Genomic DNA, 19,220 nt, shown 5'->3' with positions numbered 1-19,220 from the left:
AAATCGTCAGGCTTAATCGAGAATAATTATGAGTAAATTTTTTATTACACGGCCTATTTTTGCAAGTGTACTGTCTATCATTATTGTATTGGCAGGCTTAGCTGCTGCCTTTAAATTACCGATTGCACAGTACCCGCAAATTGCGCCACCTACCGTATTAATCACAGCAACTTACCCTGGTGCAAGTGCTGATACGCTTTCTAAAACAGTAGCTGCACCGATTGAGGAGCAGTTGAGTGGTGTTGAAGGCTTGCTGTATTTCAACTCTAGTGCCGACTCTAGTGGCACATTAACGATTACCGCTACGTTTGAAGTGGGCACCAATGTTGATCAGGCCACATTTAACGTAAGTAACCGTGTGAATATTGCTTTGCCACGACTGCCGGATGAGGTAAGGCGTACTGGCTTAGTAGTACAGAAACGTTCTAACGATATTTTGTTAGTGGTGATGTTGACCGATAAGCAAAAAAAGTATGACACGCTATTTTTAAGTAATTACGCTACCTTGAATGTGCTTGATGAGATTAAGCGCATTAAAGGCGTGGGTGACTCTGTTATTTTTGGTGCGCAAGATTACTCTATGCGCATTTGGTTGCGTCCTGACCGCATGGCACAGTTGGGAGTAACAACCACGGATATTGCGAATGCGATTCGTGCACAAAATGCACAATATGCAGCAGGTAAAATTGGTCAAGACCCAGCGCCATCTGATCAGCAGTTGGTATACACGGTAACGGCTAAAGGTCGATTAATAGACCCATCAGAATTCGGCAATATTATTATTCGTGCCAATGGTCAGCGCGGCGTGCTGCATTTAAAAGATGTTGCTCGTATTGAGTTGGGCTCACAAAGCTACAACGTGCGCACTGCTTTAGATGGTACACCTGGTGTGGGTATTCCTATTTTCTTGCAAACCGGCGCTAATGCCTTAGATACAGCGGCTGCGGTTAAAGCGAAAATGGCCGAATTAAAAGTACGTTTCCCAGAAGGTGTAGATTGGGAAGTGCCATACGACACCAGTGACTTTGTGAAGGCTTCTATTTTAGAAGTGTTGAAAACACTGGGCGAAGCCATGGTGCTTGTGGTGCTCGTAGTGTTCTTGTTCTTGCAAAGCTTCCGTGCGACATTGATCCCTATGATTGCGGTGCCTATTTCTTTAATTGGTACTTTTGCTGGTTTATGGATGTTTGGCTTCTCTATCAATACGCTGACATTATTCGCGATGGTGCTCTCTATCGGGATTGTGGTGGATGATGCGATCGTGGTGCTGGAGAACGTAGAGCGCTTGATGGAAGAAGAGAAATTATCTGCTATTAAAGCTGCAGTGAAATCGATGGAGCAAGTGTCAGCGGCAGTCGTTGCGATTGTGCTAGTACTGTGCGCGGTGTTTGTGCCAGTTGCGTTCTTAGGCGGTATTGCTGGTGAGATGTATAAGCAGTTTGCCGTGACCGTTGCCGTGGCGGTGGTGATTTCAGGCGTGGTTGCACTAACCCTGACCCCAGCGTTGTGCGCAATTTTATTAAAGAAAACACACGGCGAGTCTGCATTCTTTAAAGCATTTAACCGTATGTTTACGCGTATCACGCATGTATATACAGGCGTGGTGAATTTAACCTTGCATCATAGAATCATCGGTACTTTTGTGTTTGCGGCAATCATTGCTGCAGTGGTTGTATTGTTGAGAGTGATTCCTGGCAGCTTTGTGCCACCAGAGGATCAAGGTTATGTGATTTCCGCTGTGATTATGCCGGACGGTGCAACCTTGAGCCGTACTAGTCAAACCACTGAAAATGTGCGTGCTGCAATTGCGCAAGACCCAGCGGTAGCGCATGAGTTTGCGGTGAATGGTTTTGACTTGATTGGTGGCGGTAATAAAACCAGTGCAGCTACCATGTTTGTGCGTTTGAAAGATTGGTCAGAGCGTAAAACAACTGCAGACGATATCGTGAAGAAATTGTTTGGCATTGGTATGCAGCAGCCTGATGGGATGGCGATTGCATTTAACCCACCGGCGATTCGCGGCTTGGGCAGTTCTGGCGGTTTTGAGTTGTATGTACAGACGCGTGGCGACTCAGACCCTGCACGTTTATCTGCTGTGGTAAATAACTTGATTGATGCGCTTAAGCAAGAGCCTAGGTTAACTGAAATCAACACCTTCTTCCGACCAACTGTGCCACAGTTGTTTTTAGAAGTGGATGAGGCTAAGGCATTATCACAAGGTGTGCCGGTATCTAGTATTTACGATACATTGCAAAGTACTATGGGTTCGTTGTACGTGAATGACTTTAATAAATCTGGCCGTACTTATCGGGTGCAATTACAGGCTGAAGCTGACTACCGTATGAAGGCGGAAGATTTAGGTAAGGTTTACGTGCGTTCTGATAAAGGCCTGATGGTGCCATTGTCAGCACTGAGCAAAGTGAAAGACATTGTGGGTGCTGAGCAATTAGAGCGCTACAACGGCTTGCTGTCGGCTAAGGTGCTAGGTAAAGGTGCATTGGGTGTGAGCTCTGGTGATGCCATTAAGATGGTGGAGAAAATTGCCGCACAGAACTTGCCAGATGGCTACCAAATTGCATGGACTGGTCAGGCGTATCAAGAAAAACGTACAGGCTCGGCTGCCGTAATCGCGTTTGGCTTTGCCATTATCATGGTGTTCTTGATTTTGGCTGCGCAGTTTGAAACATGGGCCTTGCCACTTGCGGTGATTATGGCCGTACCTTTTGCTTTGGCTGGTGCGTTGATCGCTGTGCTGTTCAGAGGGATGCCAAATGACATTTACTTCCAGATCGGTTTGATTACGCTGGTTGGTTTGGCGGCAAAAAATGCGATTTTGATTGTAGAGTTTGCAAGCCAAAAAATGGAAGAGGGTATGCCGATTGCTGAGGCCGCTCTGGAGGCGGCAAGGTTGCGCTTTAGACCGATTGTGATGACTTCAATGGCGTTTGTATTAGGAATTGTGCCGTTGGTGATTGCAACGGGTGCGGGCGCGGCGGCAAGGCGTTCTATGGGTACTGGCGTGTTTGGTGGTATGTTGCTAGCGACTTTTGTAGCCACGATTTTTATTCCACTCTTCTTTACATGGTTGAGTAATAAAAATGTACATAGAAAACACCATGAAGTGCCTGACGATGCGCCAGTAGTTCAGACTTCAGTAGATGCTGAGAATAAAGGTGCTGTATGAAACAAAATAAAAATAAATATTTAATAAAGCCTGTTTTTTATCTTGTAGGTAGCTTAGTGTTGTCTGGATGCCAAACGATGGTTTGGCCAGACTACCTAAGACCAAAGGTTGAGACGCCGGATCGTTATGTTGAGTTGAGCCAAAATGCAGCGCAAAGCCAGATTGCAAAGGACTGGTGGACGCTGTATCAAGACGAAACACTGAACAAATTAATCGCCAGTGCGTTAAAACATAATACCGATATCAAGGTGGCTGTTGCTAATATTGAGCAAGCTGACGCAGTGATGAAAGAGGCTGGTACTTTCTTGATTCCTTCAGTTAGTCTGGATGGTGCCGGTACTCGCTCGCGAGTGACTGAGGCTGGTGCTTTCCCTGTGTTTTCAGCTAACCCACGCAATAATTTCAATATTAAGTTGGGAACTACTTTTGAGCTGGATTTTTGGGGCAAGTTAGGCCGCGCTAAAGAGTCAGCAAGAGCGTCTGCCTTGTCTAGCCGTTATGCTAAAGATACGGTGACCTTGTCACTCACTGGTTTGGTTGCTAGTCAGTATTTGACCTTGCGTAGTTTGGAAAAGCAGATTCAGATTGCAGAGCAAAACTTGGTCAGTCGCGATGCTAGTCTTGCGCTCACCAAACGCCGTTTAGAAGGCGGTATTGTGTCGGCGTTAGATGTATATCAAGCCGAGGTTGCTAACACTAATTTGCGTGCTCAGATTGCAGAATTAAAGCGCCAGCAGTCTTTAAGCCTTAACCAGTTAGCATTGTTGACTGGAGACCTAGATTTAGCGGTACGTGGTTTAGGGCAGACTCAATCTGACATTATGGCACTGCCGATTCCACCGGTTCCACCACTAGGTCTGCCTTCAAGCTTATTGGAGTCACGTCCTGATGTGCGTCAGGCAGAGCAGCAAATGATTGCTGCTAATGCAAATATCGCTGTGGCAAAAGCGGCGCTATATCCAAGTATTTCACTGACCGCAAACTGGGGTGGGGAAAGTCTTGAGTTAAAAGACATCTTAAGCTCTGCCGCGCGTATTTGGACTGGCGGACTTAGCCTGAACTTGCCAATATTTAATGGCGGCAGACTCAATGCCAGAGTTGACCAAGAAGCAGCTAAACAGAAAAAGACGCTTGCAACTTATGAACGTACGATTCAAACCGCCTTTACTGAAGTGAATGACGCATTGGTCAGCTTACGTCAGCAAACTGAGCGTGAGCAATCGTTGCTGACTAGCCAAACTTCAGCACAGAAAATGCTGACTTTGTCTGAAAATAGATACCAGTCAGGTTACTCTGCTTATATTGAGGTGTTAGATGCACAACGTACCTATAATGAAGCGAGTTTAGCTTTTGTACAGGCACGTCAGGCAAGATTGGTTGCAACGGTAGATTTGTTTAAAGTGCTAGGTGGGGGCTGGGAGGCTGAGCCTACTAAATAGCAATCAAGTATATGGGAGTGTAATGTTTACCTGTTGATGTCAGTGGTAAACGTTACACGTACCCAGTTGCCGTGACGTTCAAATGATTTTGTAAATCTGACCAATATTTCCTCACCTAATACCATTACTTTGAAGATATCGTTTTTATTGTATTGGAGCTTAGGGATAATCAGCGTTTCTTGTTTGGATATTGACTGTTCTTTAGGTAAGTACAGGCACATGAAGTTGCTTGGGTCCGTGCCAAAGCTACTGTCTAAAAAGCTGGTGGTGTTGGAAAATACGGTATTAGCAAAATAATTGTCCTTATTTTCATGCTCGCCTATTGATATGGCGACTTTAGGCGTTCTTAGGCTTATATTTTCCGCTTGAGAATAAAACCCGATATTACTGAGCAGTTCAACCCCTAGGTGTAATTCGCCTTGAGCGATTGGTCGTATATTCTTGATAATCCCTAATTTGGTATTGTTTCTGAGTTCTTTAGTAGAAATGCCGATTAGCATACCTACACTCACTTCATGAGCATGCCTGCTGACATGCAAGCCCAAACCTTTGCTAGATGCATCAATAATACTGGAGCGATCAGTGCTAATGTTCATGTGAATGATATTAGGCTCACTCCGATTGATATTATGTGTTGCTAATCTTTCTTCAAATGACTTTTCACCTTGATAGCCGCGCTCGCCACGTTGCATCTTGATGTTTTCGTATTGCTTGATTTGTTCACATATCTCTTTGAAGCCCAAGCTGGTAGTTGCCTGAGATACGTTTTTGCTGCGCTCTTCTAATCTGCGTTGGCGGTTGTAATCAACACGAGACCACTCACTATTGAGGATTTCAAAAGTAGTGGAGGCATCCTTATGTGAAATCAACTCCTTCATAAAAGGCTGTTTTGGTGAAATGTTGAACTCAATCAATGAGATGCATAGCTGTATTTTGGAAATAACACTGTCCAAATTCCAGTAACGATATGTGCTGGCTGGTTTGAAAGTGCGAATACGTTTAGCTGGTTTGTTTCCAGTAGTGTCTACATAAAATAAATGCTGGCTTTTATCAAACTCACGGTCTACCGTTGTTTTGGATGTCCAGGTTGTCAGCATTTTGCTCACAAACTCGATTTGTTCACATTTCAAGCTTAGGCTTTCTAAAGTGCCTAGCATGCAAATATGGATATAAGCATTAGAAAGTGAAATTGGCTCAAGGTCAGCATAAGGCTGAATCTTCGCATTTAATAAAGATAAATTTTCGGCAAATAAATACAGCTGGGATATTTGCATCCAAACATTGGCTGGTGCACTTTGGTAGCTGTAATAACGCCATTTAATCATTTGCGTAGCGTTTCTGATGGCTCGCGCAAGAAAAACATGGATATGTTTTTGATATTGTTCAGAAAAGTGATCAATCAGCGAAAAGTAAATTAAGAAAAGCTGACGGTGGTAAAAAAAGACCGCGTTTGTGACGCGATCTTCTAGCTCTGCGCTGATATGCTCAATTTGAATAAAATGTGTTGTGATTCTTTCGACGGTGATGTGTGTATTTTCGTCGATGGTGAAAAGCGCTTGTAGGTGAGCCGGGTCGCTAAATGCATTGGTTTTAAATTCATCTCCTAGCTTCTCTGTCGCATACTCAATGGCGGAGATATCGTCCATGCCTTTGATTTGATGTGTCCAGGCCATAGATGATTTCATCTTTGGCACGGCTGCACTCTTAAACAGATTGTGGAAAAATTCCATGATTAACTACATTCTTTCACTAGGTATAGTCTTAAAAGCAAGTAGTATGCCAGATTGTTCTTTAATGCAAATTGTATTCACTATTCCGCCACTTGGCGCGCTGCGGCGTTTGACGTGCAGAGATTGTGCATTAATCTGTTTTTAATTTTTTAGACTTTATGTGGGCGTGATAAAATGTCAGCCTAATAATATAGATAGTAAAAAACTCAACAGATATGACAGTTCGCACACGTTTTGCCCCCAGCCCAACCGGATTCCTTCACATAGGCGGTGCCCGTACCGCTTTGTTTTCGTGGGCTTTTGCTAAAAAACACAAAGGTGATTTTATTCTGCGCATTGAAGACACCGATGTTGCGCGCAGTACGCCAGAGGCTGTGCAGGCTATTTTGGATGGTATGCAATGGTTAGGCTTGCAGCATGATGAGGGCCCTTTTTACCAGATGCAACGCATGGATCGCTATAAAGAAGTGATTCAAACTATGCTGGCACAAGGCAGTGCGTATTATTGTTATTGCAGTAAAGAGGAGCTTGAGGCTTTGCGTGAAACGCAAATGCAACAAGGTGTTAAACCACGTTACGATGGTCGCTGGCGCCCAGAAGAAGGTAAAGTGTTACCAACGCCACCGCAAGGAATTCCGCCAGTTATCCGCTTCAAAAACCCTAAAGATGGTAATGTGGTATGGAATGATCTGGTTAAAGGCGAGATCAGTATTGCTAATCAGGAATTGGATGATTTAATCATCGCACGTGCTGATGGCACGCCGACTTATAACTTCTGTGTGGTAGTGGATGACTGGGAAATGGGCATCACACAAGTGATTCGCGGTGATGATCATGTGAATAACACCCCGCGCCAAATCAATATGCTAATGGCGCTAGGTGCAACCATTCCGCAGTACGCGCATTTGTCCATGATTTTGGGTGATGATGGTCAGAAGCTATCTAAGCGTCATGGTGCTGTTAGTGTCATGCAATATGATGACGATGGCTATCTGCCAGAAGCTGTGTTGAATTATTTGGCGCGCTTAGGTTGGAGTCATGGCGATGAAGAAATTTTTAGTATGCAGCAGTTCTGTGAGTGGTTCGATTTAGACCACATTACCCCATCTGCAGCGCAATTTAATACTGAAAAGCTCCGCTGGTTAAACGCACATTACATTAAACAGGCAAGCTCAGATTATCTAGTGAATGATGTGACCAAGCGTCTTGCTAAGCTTGGGGTGCAAGTCTCCGCAACGCCAAATCTGGCAGCAGTAATTGATTTATATAAAGAGCGTGCCCATACTTTAAATGAGCTTGCTAGCAGCATTGCATATTTTTACCAAAAACCAGTGATTGACCAAGCGGCAGCAGAGAAGCATTTGACGGCTGAAATCAAACCGGCAATGCTTAAGCTGACGCAAGCTTTGGCTGCGGTTGAGTGGCAGGCTGAGGCTATTCATCATGTGTTAAATGATGTGGTGACAGAGTTCCAGTTAAAGTTTCCGAAAGTGGCGATGCCTTTGCGCGTGATGTTGACAGGTATTGCACAATCCCCAAGTATTGATCAGGTCATGGCCTTACTTGGCAGGGTTGAAGTGATTGCGAGAATGAACGAAGTTAAATTTTAATTTTAATTAAAGAACGAATTTGGTTGTTCTATATCTTAACGAGAGTAAGATATTTGTATGTGGCTCTAAACGGCGACAGGTAGTCAATTTTATTTAACTCCAAACAATAGGAGACATCATGAATCAAAAAGGGCAAATGTTACAAGACCCATTTCTCAACGCACTACGCAAAGAACATGTTGCTGTATCTATTTATCTCGTGAATGGTATCAAATTGCAAGGGCAGGTGGATTCGTTTGATCAGTACGTGATTCTGCTCAAAAATACTGTGACGCAAATGGTGTATAAGCATGCTATTTCAACAATAGTACCCGCGCGTGCAGTGAATATAAATATGTCTGAAGGTGATGATTAAGCGTTGAAAGATTTGTTTGAAAGACCAAGTGGTGGTGATGCCGCTATATTGGTAAGTGTTGATTTTGGCGAGAATGACTACCAAGAAAGTTTGGAAGAGCTTCGTCAGCTGAGCTTAAGTGCGGGCTTGGCTGTGCTGGGTAAGGTGGAGGGTAAGCGGTCTGTCCCGGACGCTAAACTGTTTATTGGCAGCGGTAAGGCTGATGAATTGGCGCAGATGATGCAGGCGACTGAGTCCCATGTTGCTGTCTTTAATCATGATTTAACACCATCGCAGCAGCGTAACCTAGAGCGTCTACTACAGGCGCGTGTCGTAGATAGAACTGGCTTAATTCTGGATATATTCAGCCAGCGAGCTCAAACGCATGAAGGTAAGCTGCAGGTCGAACTGGCGCAGCTTGAGCATCTGTCTACGCGTCTAGTGCGTGGCTGGACTCACTTGGAGCGCCAAAAAGGTGGTATTGGTGTGCGAGGCGGCCCTGGTGAAACGCAGCTTGAGCTGGATAGGCGTATGTTACGCATCCGTGTTAAGCAGTTGCGTGAGAAGTTACTGAAACTAAAAGCGCAACGCGGTATGCAGCGCAGAGCGCGTAAACGCTCTAATGTCATGACTGTATCTCTGGTTGGCTATACCAATGCGGGTAAGTCTACGATTTTTAATCGCCTGACTAAGGCCAACATCTATGCCGCTGATCAGTTATTTGCAACGTTAGACACGACCACCCATAAGATTTATATTGCAGGTTGCGGCTCGGTAGTGCTTTCAGATACGGTTGGTTTTATTAAGCACCTCCCTCATGCATTGGTAGAGGCATTTGGCGCTACGCTGGAGGAGGCGGTACAGGCTGACTTACTGTTGCATATTGTGGATACTGCTAGCACCAATCGCGATGAGCAGATTGCGCAGGTAAATAAAGTGCTACATGAGATTGGTGCCTCAGAGGTGCCGCAAATCGTCGTATATAACCAAATAGACCGTGTGGGTTTGGAGCCTGCGATTGGTCGTGATGAATATGGTAGAATTACGAGCTTACATGTGTCAGCAAAAACAGGTGAAGGACTTGATTTTCTGAGATTGGCGATGGCGGAACACTATCAGTATGTACAAAAGCAAAGTACTGAAGAGAGTGCATTTGTTTAAGTGCAATTAAATTACGCAGTATAAAAGTTTGATGTACTTGATTTCTAATCGTTGCATAACCTGAATCAAGCATTAATGTAATTCAATTTTTAGTGTTGGAGTGATGAATGATTAAATTCCCTGGTTGGAGACAGCAAAATAACGAAGGACCGCCTGATCTTGATGAGGTCATGCGTGATTTAAGCCGTAAAATTAATGCGATGTTTGGCAAGAACGGCGGCGGTAATCAATCTAATTCTCAGCCAAGACGTCCCACATCTGGTGATGTTAATTTACCAATTTTACCAATCTTAGGCTTGGTGTTTCTTATCTGGCTTGGTTCTGGATTTTATATTGTTGATCAAGGCTCTACAGGGGTAGTGATGCGTTTTGGTAAGGCCTTGGATGAAACTACTGAGCCTGGGCCGCGCTGGCATTTGCCATATCCGATTGAATCTGTAGAAGTCGTGAATATGGAACAGGTACGTAGATTGGAAGTCGGTTATAGAAGCAGTGCTGAAGGCTCTGGTGGCGGTAAGACTAAATTGCCTAAAGAAGCGTTGATGCTGACCGAAGATGAAAATATTATCGATCTTCAATTTGCAGTGCAATATAACCTGAATAACGCGAAGTATTACTTATTCAATAACCGTTCTACTGATACGGCAGTGATGTCTGCTGCTGAATCTGCGATTCGTGAAGTTGTTGGTAAGAATAAGCTCGATGACCTGTTGCAAAAAGGTTTGGCTGACACGTCTGAGCGTATGCAAGTGATTTTGGACAGCTACAAAACAGGTGTAAAAATTATCAGCGTGTCGTTACAAAGTGCCCAGCCACCAGAGCAGGTGCAAGAGGCTTTTGAAGACGTTAACCGTGCTAATCAAGATAATCAACGTCAAATCAATGAAGGTCAGGCTTACGCTAATGATGTGATTCCAAAAGCGCGTGGTACTGCTTCACGCCTGCTATCAGAAGCGGCTGGTTATAAATTGAAGGTTGAAAGTGAAGCAAGAGGTAATGCAAGTCGTTTTGATCAAATTCTAGCGCAGTACAATAATGCGCCAGAAGTGACGCGTCAGCGTTTGTATCTAGATGCACAAGAGCAGATTTTATCTGCCACAAGCAAAGTGATTGTTGATCAAAAAGCGGGTAATAGCCTGTTGTACTTGCCATTAGATAAGCTAATCAGTGCAACTGGCGCGCCATCTGCTACAACACAATCTCAATCCTTACAGTCATTAAATCCGCAAACTGAATCAGGTGCAGCTTTTGATTCAGCCGCAGCTACTACAGAGCGCTCGAGAGATGCTTTTCGCAGCCGTGATAGAGAAAGTAGATAAGGAAAAATAATGAATAAAGCAAAAAATATTATTTTCGCGGGAATTGTAGCTTTGATGTTGCTATCTGCCTCTGCGTTCACTGTGAAACAAACTCAGTATGTGGTTGTGCAAAGATTAGGTGAGATTGTCTCTGTGAAAAAAGAGCCGGGTCTTTACTTCAAAATGCCATTCGTGGATAACCTAAAGTATTTTGATAATCGTATTTTGACCCTGGATTGGGAGCAGCCTGCTAAGTTTATTACCAGCGAAAACAAATACATGATGGTGGATTCTTTCGTCAAGTGGCGCATTATTGATCCCGTTAAATATTACGTATCAATTAAAGAGGGTGGTGAGGCAGCTGCTGAAGATAGATTATCTAAAGTGGTGAATGCTGTGTTGCGTACGGAGTTTGGTAAAAGGACGGTACGTGACGTGATTGCAGGTGAGCGTGGCGCAGTGATGGATAATCTTCGCAAGACTGCTGATGCGGAAGCGCGTCAAATGGGTATTGCTGTGGTTGATGTGCGCTTAAAACGCGTTGACTACGCTGAGGAAATCAGTAAATCAGTATTTGACCGCATGATCGCAGAGCGTAAGCGTCTAGCAAATCAATTACGTTCAGAAGGTGCGGCTGCATCAGAAAAAATTCGTGCCGATGCTGATAAGCAACGTGAAGTGATTATTGCTGAGGCTTACAGTGAAGCCCAAAAAACCAAGGGTGAGGGTGATGCAAAGGCTGGTGAGATTTATAATCAGTCCTATAGCCGTAACCCAGAATTCTATGCGTTTTATCGCAGCCAAGAAGCCTATAAAAATAGCTTCAAAAGCAAAAGTGACGTAATGGTGCTGGATCCAAACTCAGAGTTCTTTAAATACATGCGTAGCCCTAACAGAAAATAGTAAGCTGTGGTGAGTGACTATGTGTTAACTGCTTTAGGTTTGATGCTGGTGTTTGAGGGGCTACTTCCGTTGCTAATGCCTCAAGCCTGGCGAGAAACCTTTATTAAGATGGTGACATTAAAAGATGGGCAACTGCGCTTCGTTGGATTGATATCCATCGTTGGCGGATTGCTCTTAATTTTGTTAAGTAAATGATTGATAAATATGCGTAATTGGTTGTTACCCGAATATATTGAAGATGTGTTACCTGCTGAGGCTTTACGAATTGAAATATTGCGTCGTAAATTGCTAGACCTGTTTAAAGTGCATGGTTATCAGTATGTGATTCCACCAATGCTGGAGTACATGGAGTCGCTCATCACCGGTGCGGGGCATGATTTGGATTTGGCTACATTTAAAGTGGTAGACCAGCTTACTGGGCGACTGATGGGGGTGCGTGCGGATATGACCCCGCAGGCCGCCAGAATTGACGCGCACTTATTGAATCATCAAGGTGTGACGCGCTTATGCTATGCGGGCAGTGTGTTACGTACTAAGCCTGATGGCCTTGCGCTGACGCGTGAGCCTTTGCAAATTGGCGCTGAGCTATATGGTCACGCCGGTATCGAAAGTGATATTGAGATTCAACGTTTATTGATTAAAGCGTTGCAAGCCATAGGCATTGATGAAATTCATCTGGATTTTAGTCACGTCAATGTGTTTGGCAGTTTGATTGAATCAAGCCAGATTGATGCCCAGTTAGAACAGGATTTATATGCAGCTTTGCAAAGCAAAGACCAGCCTGCGGTAGCGGCACTTACTAAGGCGCTGGATCACACAACGCGTGAAGCATTGTTACATTTAACGGAGCTTAATGGTGACAAGTCTATTTTGGCTAAAGCATTCCAAGTACTGCCAGCTACGCCTGCGATTAAAAAAGCATTAGATAGTTTGCAGCAAGTAAGCCATGCGATTGACCAATTAGGTGCCACCGTTAGCTTCGATTTAAGCGAATTACGTGGCTACCATTATCATAGTGGTATTGTATTTGCCGCGTATGCAAAAGGTTACAAAGGGCCGCTTGCTTTAGGTGGGCGTTACGATGAGGTCGGGCAATCTTTCGGACGTGCACGTCCAGCCACAGGTTTTAGCCTAGATTTGCGCGGTGTAGTCAGTGCCTTACCTCCAGCACAATCCAATATGGCTATTTATGCGCCAGTGTCAGCAGACCCAGCGCTCGCAACTAAAATTACAAGCCTGCGCAACGAAGGCCGTGTGGTGATTGAAGCCTTGGATGACGCCGATGCAGATTTAAATGAGCTCAATTGTAATCAGAAGCTAGAGCATTACAACTCTGGCTGGCATGTTGTTGATGTAGTAAGAAACTAAAAATTGCATGTGATTTTGCTTTAGGCAAAATCACTACTCTAAAAAATTAATATTTAATTAAAGTAAACGTTATGGCAAATAAAGCAGCAAAAAATGTGGTCGTCATTGGTACGCAATGGGGCGATGAAGGCAAAGGTAAAATTGTTGATTGGTTAACCGATCATGCGCAAGGTGTGGTCCGTTTTCAGGGCGGTCACAATGCTGGTCACACGTTAGTGGTTGGTCAGGGTGATGCGCAACGAGTTTACAAACTCAATCTTGTACCTTCTGGTATCGTACGTGCTGGCGTTAATTGCTATATTGGTAATGGCGTAGTGTTAGATGCTGGGCATTTGCTTAAAGAAATTGCCGCTTTAGAAAAAGATGGTCTGGAAGTAAGTAATCGTCTTAAAGTCAGCCCTGGCTGCCCATTAATTATGAGCCACCATGTGGCGGTAGATGTGGCACGTGAAGCAAAACGCAGCGCAGAGAAAAAAATCGGCACTACAGGTAAAGGCATAGGGCCAACTTATGAAGATAAAGTTGCGCGCCGTGCGCTGCGTGTTTACGACTTGTTCTATCCTGAACGTTTTTCAGAAAAATTACGTGAAGTCATGGATTATCATAACTTTGTGTTAACAAACTATCTTGATGCTAAACCTGTAGATTTTAATCAGCAATTCGATGCGAGCATGCAGCAGGCCATCTCATTGAAGCCGATGATTGCAGACGTTTCTGCAGAAATTTATGCAGCTAATGCTAAAGGTGAGAATTTGTTGTTTGAAGGCGCGCAAGGCACTTTGCTGGATATCGACCATGGTACTTATCCGTACGTGACCTCAAGCAACTGTATCGCAGGACAGGCTTCGGCTGGTACAGGTGTGGGCGCTAATATGCTGCACTATGTATTAGGCATTACTAAAGCTTACACAACGCGCGTAGGTGGCGGCCCATTCCCTAGCGAGTTAGATATTGAAACACAAGGTTTACCTGGTTATCAGATGTCGAACAAAGGTCAAGAAATTGGTACCGTGACCAAGCGTAAGCGTCGTTGTGGCTGGTTCGATGCAGCAGCATTGCGTCGCTCTGCCATGATTAACGGCCTAACCGGTTTGTGTATCACCAAGTTAGACGTGTTGGACGGCATTAAAGAGCTTAATATTTGTACAGGTTATGAGCTTGATGGCAAAAAAATCGATTTGCTACCTATCGGTGCCGACGACGTGGCTGGATGTAAACCTATTTATGAAACTGTACCTGGTTGGTCTGAAACTACGTTTGGCGTAAAAACGTGGGATGGCCTGCCTAAAAATGCACAAAACTACTTAAAACGCTTAGAAGCCTTATGCGGCGTGCCTATTGCTATCGTTTCTACAGGCCCAGAACGTGATGAAACTATCGTGATTGAGCATCCTTTTGCTTAATCATCATTGCTTTAATCCGTAAGCATTAAAGGTAGCTAGCGCCAAGCATATGCGCTATTCAATACTGTCATGCCTAGAGCTAAACCTTGTGTTTCAGGTGTGGCGCTGGGCCAGGCGTTTAGTGGCTTAGGTGTGTTTTTTAGTACAAGTTTGGTTGAAAATGATAGATAAAAAAAATCAACGTTTGGCATGGGCAATTACAGGCTCTGGCCATTATTTACGTGAATCTATTGAGATTCTGAATACATTAGAAAATGTTGATATTTTTCTAAGTAGCGCCGGCGCAGAAATCATTCAGCAGTACGGTTTTCAGCAAGCACTAAATGCTGCGGGACATCGTGTTTATCAAGATAAAACAGCTAGCAGTGTACCAGTGGGTATGTTCTATAAAGGTAAATACCACAGTCTGGTGATCGCTCCGGCAACTTCAAACACTATTGCTAAAATGGCCTATGGTTTCTCTGACAGCCTGGTGACTAATTTATATGCACAGGCTGGAAAAACACGCGTGCCTAGTATCGTATTTGCATGTGATACCGCGCCAGAGCTGGAGTCTGAAGCGCCTCGCGACAATATGGTTAAAGTTTATCCGCGTAAGATTGACTTAGAAAATATTGCCAAACTTAAGTCATTTGAGATGACCAGCGTCGTAGAAGATATGGACAGCTTAAGTAGCTGCATCCAGCAGCATTTGCAGTTGCTAAAAAATACCGACTAGTATGACAAAAAATCTACTTTTTTTAACGGGTAAGCTTGCCGAAAAAAGTTTGAACAAAGTACTAAGTGAAGTGCAAAGTAACCCTAAAACACAGCCCTTTAAGTACCGTGTGGAGCAGATTGGGGTTTCAGTTGCGGCATTGATGACGCCAGATCTAATTGCGCGCAGAGTAAAAGAAACAGGCGATGCAGATAAAGTTATTGTGCCCGGTTTATGCCAAGGTGATTTAACCATGCTAGAAGCCAAATATGGCGTGCCTGTGGAGCGTGGTCCTGCAGACTTAAAGGATTTGCCGCAATACTTCGGGCATCAGGGGGTTGCGCCTGATTTAAGCCAATATCAAGTTAAAATATTTGCAGAAATCGTAGATGCGCCGTATCTAAGTGTAGAAGGCATTCTGAACAAAGCCCTGCAGTATCAAGCACAAGGCGCCAATGTGATTGATCTTGGTTGTTTGCCTGCTGTACCTTTTCCACACTTGGCAGAAAGCATTCAAGCGCTTAAACAGCAAGGGTTAAGTGTGAGTGTGGACTCTTTGAATACGGATGACTTGCTCGCTGCAGGACATGCAGGCGCTGACTATCTGTTAAGCCTTACTGAGAAAACGCTTTGGATTGCACAGGAGGTGGCCTCTACTCCCGTACTAATTCCGGCAAAACCGCATAGCTTGCCTTCGCTATATCGTGCGATTGAAGGCTGTATTAAGTTAGGTAAGCCTTTTTTGGCTGATGCAATTTTGGATCCCATCCATTTTGGGTTGACCGACTCCATCGTGCGTTATCATCGCTTGCGTAAAAAATACCCTGATATCGAAATTATGATGGGGATTGGCAATCTAACTGAGCTTACCGATGCAGATACTACAGGCATCAATGCGCTGTTGTTTGGCATGATTAGCGAGCTTAATATCAACGCCGTATTGGCTACCTCGGTCAGTACCCATGCAGTGAATGCCATTGCCGAGGCGGATATCGCCAGACGCACTATGTTTGCAGCTAAACGAGATGAGCGTTTGCCACGTGGCTATAGTAATGGCTTGTTAGGCCTGCATGATAAACGGCCATTTACCTACAGCGCTGAAGAAATTAATGAAATAGCATCACAAATTAAAGATCCAAGCTTTCGTATTCAGGTTAGTGAGCAAGGTTTGCATGTATACAATCGAGATGGCATCTATGAGGCCCTTGACCCCTTTGTGCTGTATCCACATTTAAAAGTAGACGATGATGCTTCCCATGCGTTTTATTTAGGGGTGGAACTGGCTCGCGCACAAATCGCATGGCAGCTTGGCAAGCGTTACGCGCAAGACCAGGAACTGGAATGGGGTGTGAGTACTAAGCGCACTGATGTTGGTGGTAAAACGGCACATCGTGAAGCCTCTATCAAAGAAAAACGCGCAAAAAAAGACGCGCAGTAAATTTTTAAGTGAGTTGTTATAGGGGGAAGTGAAAGCTCTCCCATGAAATGAAAGCGAATGCATGATTTATGAAACCATAGTTAGTTCTATAGATGCGGAAGGTGTTGCGCATGTCACACCCTTTGGCATACGTATGCAAGATGGTTTGGTCGTGATTGCCCCATTTAAGCCATCCACCACCTTGGCCAATATATTGGCTACGGGTCATGCTGTCGTGAATTTAACTGACGATGTACGGATATTTGCTGCAGCGTTAGCTGCAAAGCCTGTTGCGAATCTGACGCCAGCAACTAAAATCAAAGGGTTTAGATTAACTGAAGTGTTGGCGCATAAAGAGCTGAAGCTGGTTAAGTTTGAGGATGACGATGTGCGTCCACAGCTTTTTTTAGAAATTGTGCATGAAGCACAGCATCAGCCATTTCAGGGGTTTAATCGGGCGCAGGCGGCAGTGATTGAACTAGCGGTTTTGGTGAGCCGTTTGAAAAGACTACCATTAGAAAAAATCTGCCAGGAAATAGACTATCTGACGATTGCAATCGATAAAACAGCTGGCCCCCGAGAACTAGAGGCTTGGGGTTGGCTGATTGAGATGGTAGAAAATCACAAAGCTGCACTTAACTTTGAAAACCTGGCTTAGCTGGGGCGTTCGACTTAATTTATGGACTATATTGGCTTGAGCGTTGTATTCGCATGACACAATTATTGATTAGCGTTACAGATGTTAATGAGGCGCAGATTGCCTTGACGCACGGTGCAGATTTAATTGATTTAAAAGATCCTCATCAGGGTGCGCTCGGCGCGCTACCCGTCAATACTATTCAAGATGTGGTAAATTTTGTCATTATCAATCGGGCTGGCCCTGAGCAATATACCAGTGCAACTATTGGTGATTTACCAATGCAAGCTGATCTAATTGCAAAGCAGGTGTTGACGATTGCTAATACAAAAGTTGATTTTGTCAAAATCGGTTTTTTTCAATCAGAAGACTACCAGTCGTGTTTAGATGCGCTGAAGCCTATCACCCAACATGGCGTTAAGTTAATAGCAGTGCTATTTGCTGAGCTAGCATATCCAGAACACTTGATTGATGACATTAAAGCTGCAGGTTTTTATGGCTTGATGCTAGATACTGCCCAAAAAAATGGGGGCACGTTTATGGACTATTACACGCACGAGCAAATGACTTTGTTTGCAGCGCGCGTTAAAGGCCATGAAATGGCCTTTGGTTTGGCAGGTTCACTCAACATACAGCATATAGAAAAAGTAAGCGTCTATAACCCAACTTATATTGGTTTTAGGGGAGGCGTTAGCGAGTCAAATCAACGCAAATTAAGTTTAGATGCAACTAAAATAAAAGCAATTCGCACAATGCTGTAAGTTTGTTGTAATTCTGCAACAAAAGCAGCTATTCGCCAATATCTACATGATGTTATGAGTTGCTTTACCTTATGTATATGCGTATTATTGGCGGCATAAAGATTCATTAACAAGGAGTAATAAGAATGAAAAAGAACATGTTAACTTTCGCTGTAGCAGCTACGCTAGGTTTAGCAGCGTTATCAGCAACTGCAGAAGATATGTACCGTGGTGCTTGGTATGCAGTACCAGGTGTTAGCTATATGGACACAGACAGTGATCTAGAAGCTAACAACGGCGGCGGCGCATTTCTGAAACTTGGTAAAGAGTTGTCTGAGCACTGGGATATTCAAGGTGGCTTAGGTTACAACCGTGCAAGTGAAGACACTGGCATTGCTGGTGTAGGTGGCCGTTACAAACAAACAACACTAGGCGTTGACGCGCTATACATGTTCAGCCGTGATAAATTCCGTCCATTCTTACTAGCAGGTTTAGGCGTAGCACGTAATGATGTTGATTACACACATGCTACTCTAGATGTTGATGGTAAAAAAACTTCATGGTTAGCTAACGTTGGCTTAGGTGCACAATACCTATTTAACGATACATTCGGTTTACAAGCTGACTTGCGCCATCAATGGAGCCGTGCATCAGTTAAAGTGAGCGATGGCGTAACTACAGCTAGTGAAACTGACACAATCGGTAATACATTGTTAAGCCTAGGTGGTATTTTCCGTTTTGGCGCACCAGCTCCAATGCCAGTAGCTGCAGTTGAGCCTGAGCCAGCACCAGTAGCACCAGCAGCTGTTGCACCAGCTCCAGAACCAGCTCCGGCACCAGCAGCATGCGTGCCACAATACGAAACAATCACAATTGAAGCTTCTAAATTGTTTGCGTTTGATGAAGCTAAGTTGAAAGACACTAGCGTTCTTGATAACGAAGTAGTGCCGAAAATGAAAGAAAACAAAATTTTCGCAAGCGTAAAAGTAACTGGTCATACAGACAAACTTGGTAGCGAAGCTTACAACCAAAAACTATCAGAAAAACGTGCTAACCAAGTGCGTGATTACTTGATTAGCCAAGGTATTGAAGCTGACCGTTTAGTTGCTGTAGGTAAAGGTGAGTTAGTACCAGTGGTTAGTTGCGATGGCGTAAAAGGCCGTAAAGCATTAATCGAGTGCCTAGCACCAAATCGTCGTGTTGAGATCGAAGCTACACGTTCAATGGAAAAAGGTTGCAAATAATTTCCTTGATTGTAAAAAGCCCCGCTAGCGGGGCTTTTTTATTGGTAAAATAAGC

General features: G+C 44.2%; 16 protein-coding genes. 15 read left to right on the top strand and 1 reads right to left on the bottom strand.

Features of this window, described 5'->3' with window-relative positions:
- Positions 1-28 precede the first annotated feature (28 nt).
- Positions 29-3,184 carry an efflux RND transporter permease subunit gene (locus tag C3Y98_RS06850; protein ID WP_135277509.1) on the top strand — a complete coding sequence of 1,052 codons (3,156 nt, stop codon included), beginning with the start codon at positions 29-31 and terminating at the stop codon, positions 3,182-3,184.
- A complete protein-coding gene (locus C3Y98_RS06845) occupies positions 3,181-4,623 on the top strand; it encodes an efflux transporter outer membrane subunit (protein ID WP_135277507.1) in 1,443 nt (480 codons plus the stop codon). The genes C3Y98_RS06850 and C3Y98_RS06845 overlap by 4 nt, the downstream gene beginning before the upstream one ends.
- Before the next feature lie 26 nt (positions 4,624-4,649).
- Here the strand turns inward: C3Y98_RS06845 and C3Y98_RS06840 are convergent, their stop codons facing one another.
- Positions 4,650-6,353 carry a hypothetical protein gene (locus C3Y98_RS06840; RefSeq protein WP_135277505.1) on the bottom strand — a complete coding sequence of 568 codons (1,704 nt, stop codon included), beginning with the start codon at positions 6,351-6,353 and terminating at the stop codon, positions 4,650-4,652.
- A gap of 215 nt (positions 6,354-6,568) precedes the next feature.
- On the opposite strand from C3Y98_RS06840, the gene gltX reads away from it, so the two are divergent.
- From gltX to C3Y98_RS06775, 13 genes are all read left to right on the top strand, one after another.
- Positions 6,569-7,963 (top strand): glutamate--tRNA ligase, encoded by a 1,395-nt coding sequence (gene gltX / locus C3Y98_RS06835; protein WP_135277503.1) that lies wholly within the window; start codon positions 6,569-6,571, stop codon positions 7,961-7,963.
- A 118-nt stretch (positions 7,964-8,081) separates the two neighbouring features.
- Positions 8,082-8,318: an RNA chaperone Hfq gene (hfq, locus tag C3Y98_RS06830; RefSeq protein ID WP_135277501.1), complete on the top strand. Its 237-nt coding sequence runs from the start codon at positions 8,082-8,084 to the stop codon at positions 8,316-8,318.
- Between the two features lie 12 nt (positions 8,319-8,330).
- The gene (hflX, locus tag C3Y98_RS06825) at positions 8,331-9,458 is read left to right on the top strand and encodes a GTPase HflX (RefSeq protein WP_135277773.1); all 1,128 of its coding nucleotides are present in this window, start codon (positions 8,331-8,333) and stop codon (positions 9,456-9,458) included.
- 107 nt (positions 9,459-9,565) lie between these two features.
- Entirely contained in the window at positions 9,566-10,777 is a 1,212-nt protein-coding gene (gene hflK, locus C3Y98_RS06820; RefSeq protein WP_135277499.1) for an FtsH protease activity modulator HflK, read from the top strand.
- Between the two features lie 9 nt (positions 10,778-10,786).
- Positions 10,787-11,659 carry a protease modulator HflC gene (hflC, locus tag C3Y98_RS06815; protein ID WP_135277497.1) on the top strand — a complete coding sequence of 291 codons (873 nt, stop codon included), beginning with the start codon at positions 10,787-10,789 and terminating at the stop codon, positions 11,657-11,659.
- A 9-nt stretch (positions 11,660-11,668) separates the two neighbouring features.
- Complete coding sequence (locus C3Y98_RS06810) at positions 11,669-11,854, top strand: DUF2065 domain-containing protein (RefSeq protein WP_135277495.1); 186 nt, start codon at positions 11,669-11,671, stop codon at positions 11,852-11,854.
- A gap of 9 nt (positions 11,855-11,863) precedes the next feature.
- A complete protein-coding gene (locus C3Y98_RS06805) occupies positions 11,864-13,027 on the top strand; it encodes an ATP phosphoribosyltransferase regulatory subunit (protein ID WP_135277493.1) in 1,164 nt (387 codons plus the stop codon).
- A gap of 71 nt (positions 13,028-13,098) precedes the next feature.
- Positions 13,099-14,430 (top strand): adenylosuccinate synthase, encoded by a 1,332-nt coding sequence (locus C3Y98_RS06800; RefSeq protein ID WP_135277491.1) that lies wholly within the window; start codon positions 13,099-13,101, stop codon positions 14,428-14,430.
- A 160-nt stretch (positions 14,431-14,590) separates the two neighbouring features.
- A complete protein-coding gene (locus C3Y98_RS06795) occupies positions 14,591-15,148 on the top strand; it encodes a flavoprotein (protein WP_135277489.1) in 558 nt (185 codons plus the stop codon).
- Between the two features lies 1 nt (position 15,149).
- Positions 15,150-16,565: a DUF6513 domain-containing protein gene (locus C3Y98_RS06790; protein WP_135277487.1), complete on the top strand. Its 1,416-nt coding sequence runs from the start codon at positions 15,150-15,152 to the stop codon at positions 16,563-16,565.
- A gap of 61 nt (positions 16,566-16,626) precedes the next feature.
- Positions 16,627-17,202: a DUF447 domain-containing protein gene (locus C3Y98_RS06785; protein WP_135277485.1), complete on the top strand. Its 576-nt coding sequence runs from the start codon at positions 16,627-16,629 to the stop codon at positions 17,200-17,202.
- A gap of 53 nt (positions 17,203-17,255) precedes the next feature.
- Positions 17,256-17,942, top strand: a complete 687-nt coding sequence (locus tag C3Y98_RS06780) for a (5-formylfuran-3-yl)methyl phosphate synthase (RefSeq protein ID WP_135277483.1) — start codon at positions 17,256-17,258, stop codon at positions 17,940-17,942.
- Positions 17,943-18,067: 125 nt separating this feature from the next.
- Positions 18,068-19,165: an OmpA family protein gene (locus C3Y98_RS06775; protein ID WP_135277481.1), complete on the top strand. Its 1,098-nt coding sequence runs from the start codon at positions 18,068-18,070 to the stop codon at positions 19,163-19,165.
- Positions 19,166-19,220: the final 55 nt, after the last annotated feature.

The organism is Methylotenera oryzisoli, from assembly GCF_004661485.1.
Taxonomy (GTDB): domain Bacteria; phylum Pseudomonadota; class Gammaproteobacteria; order Burkholderiales; family Methylophilaceae; genus Methylotenera; species Methylotenera oryzisoli.
This window is presented reverse-complemented; position numbering and strand designations above follow the sequence as displayed.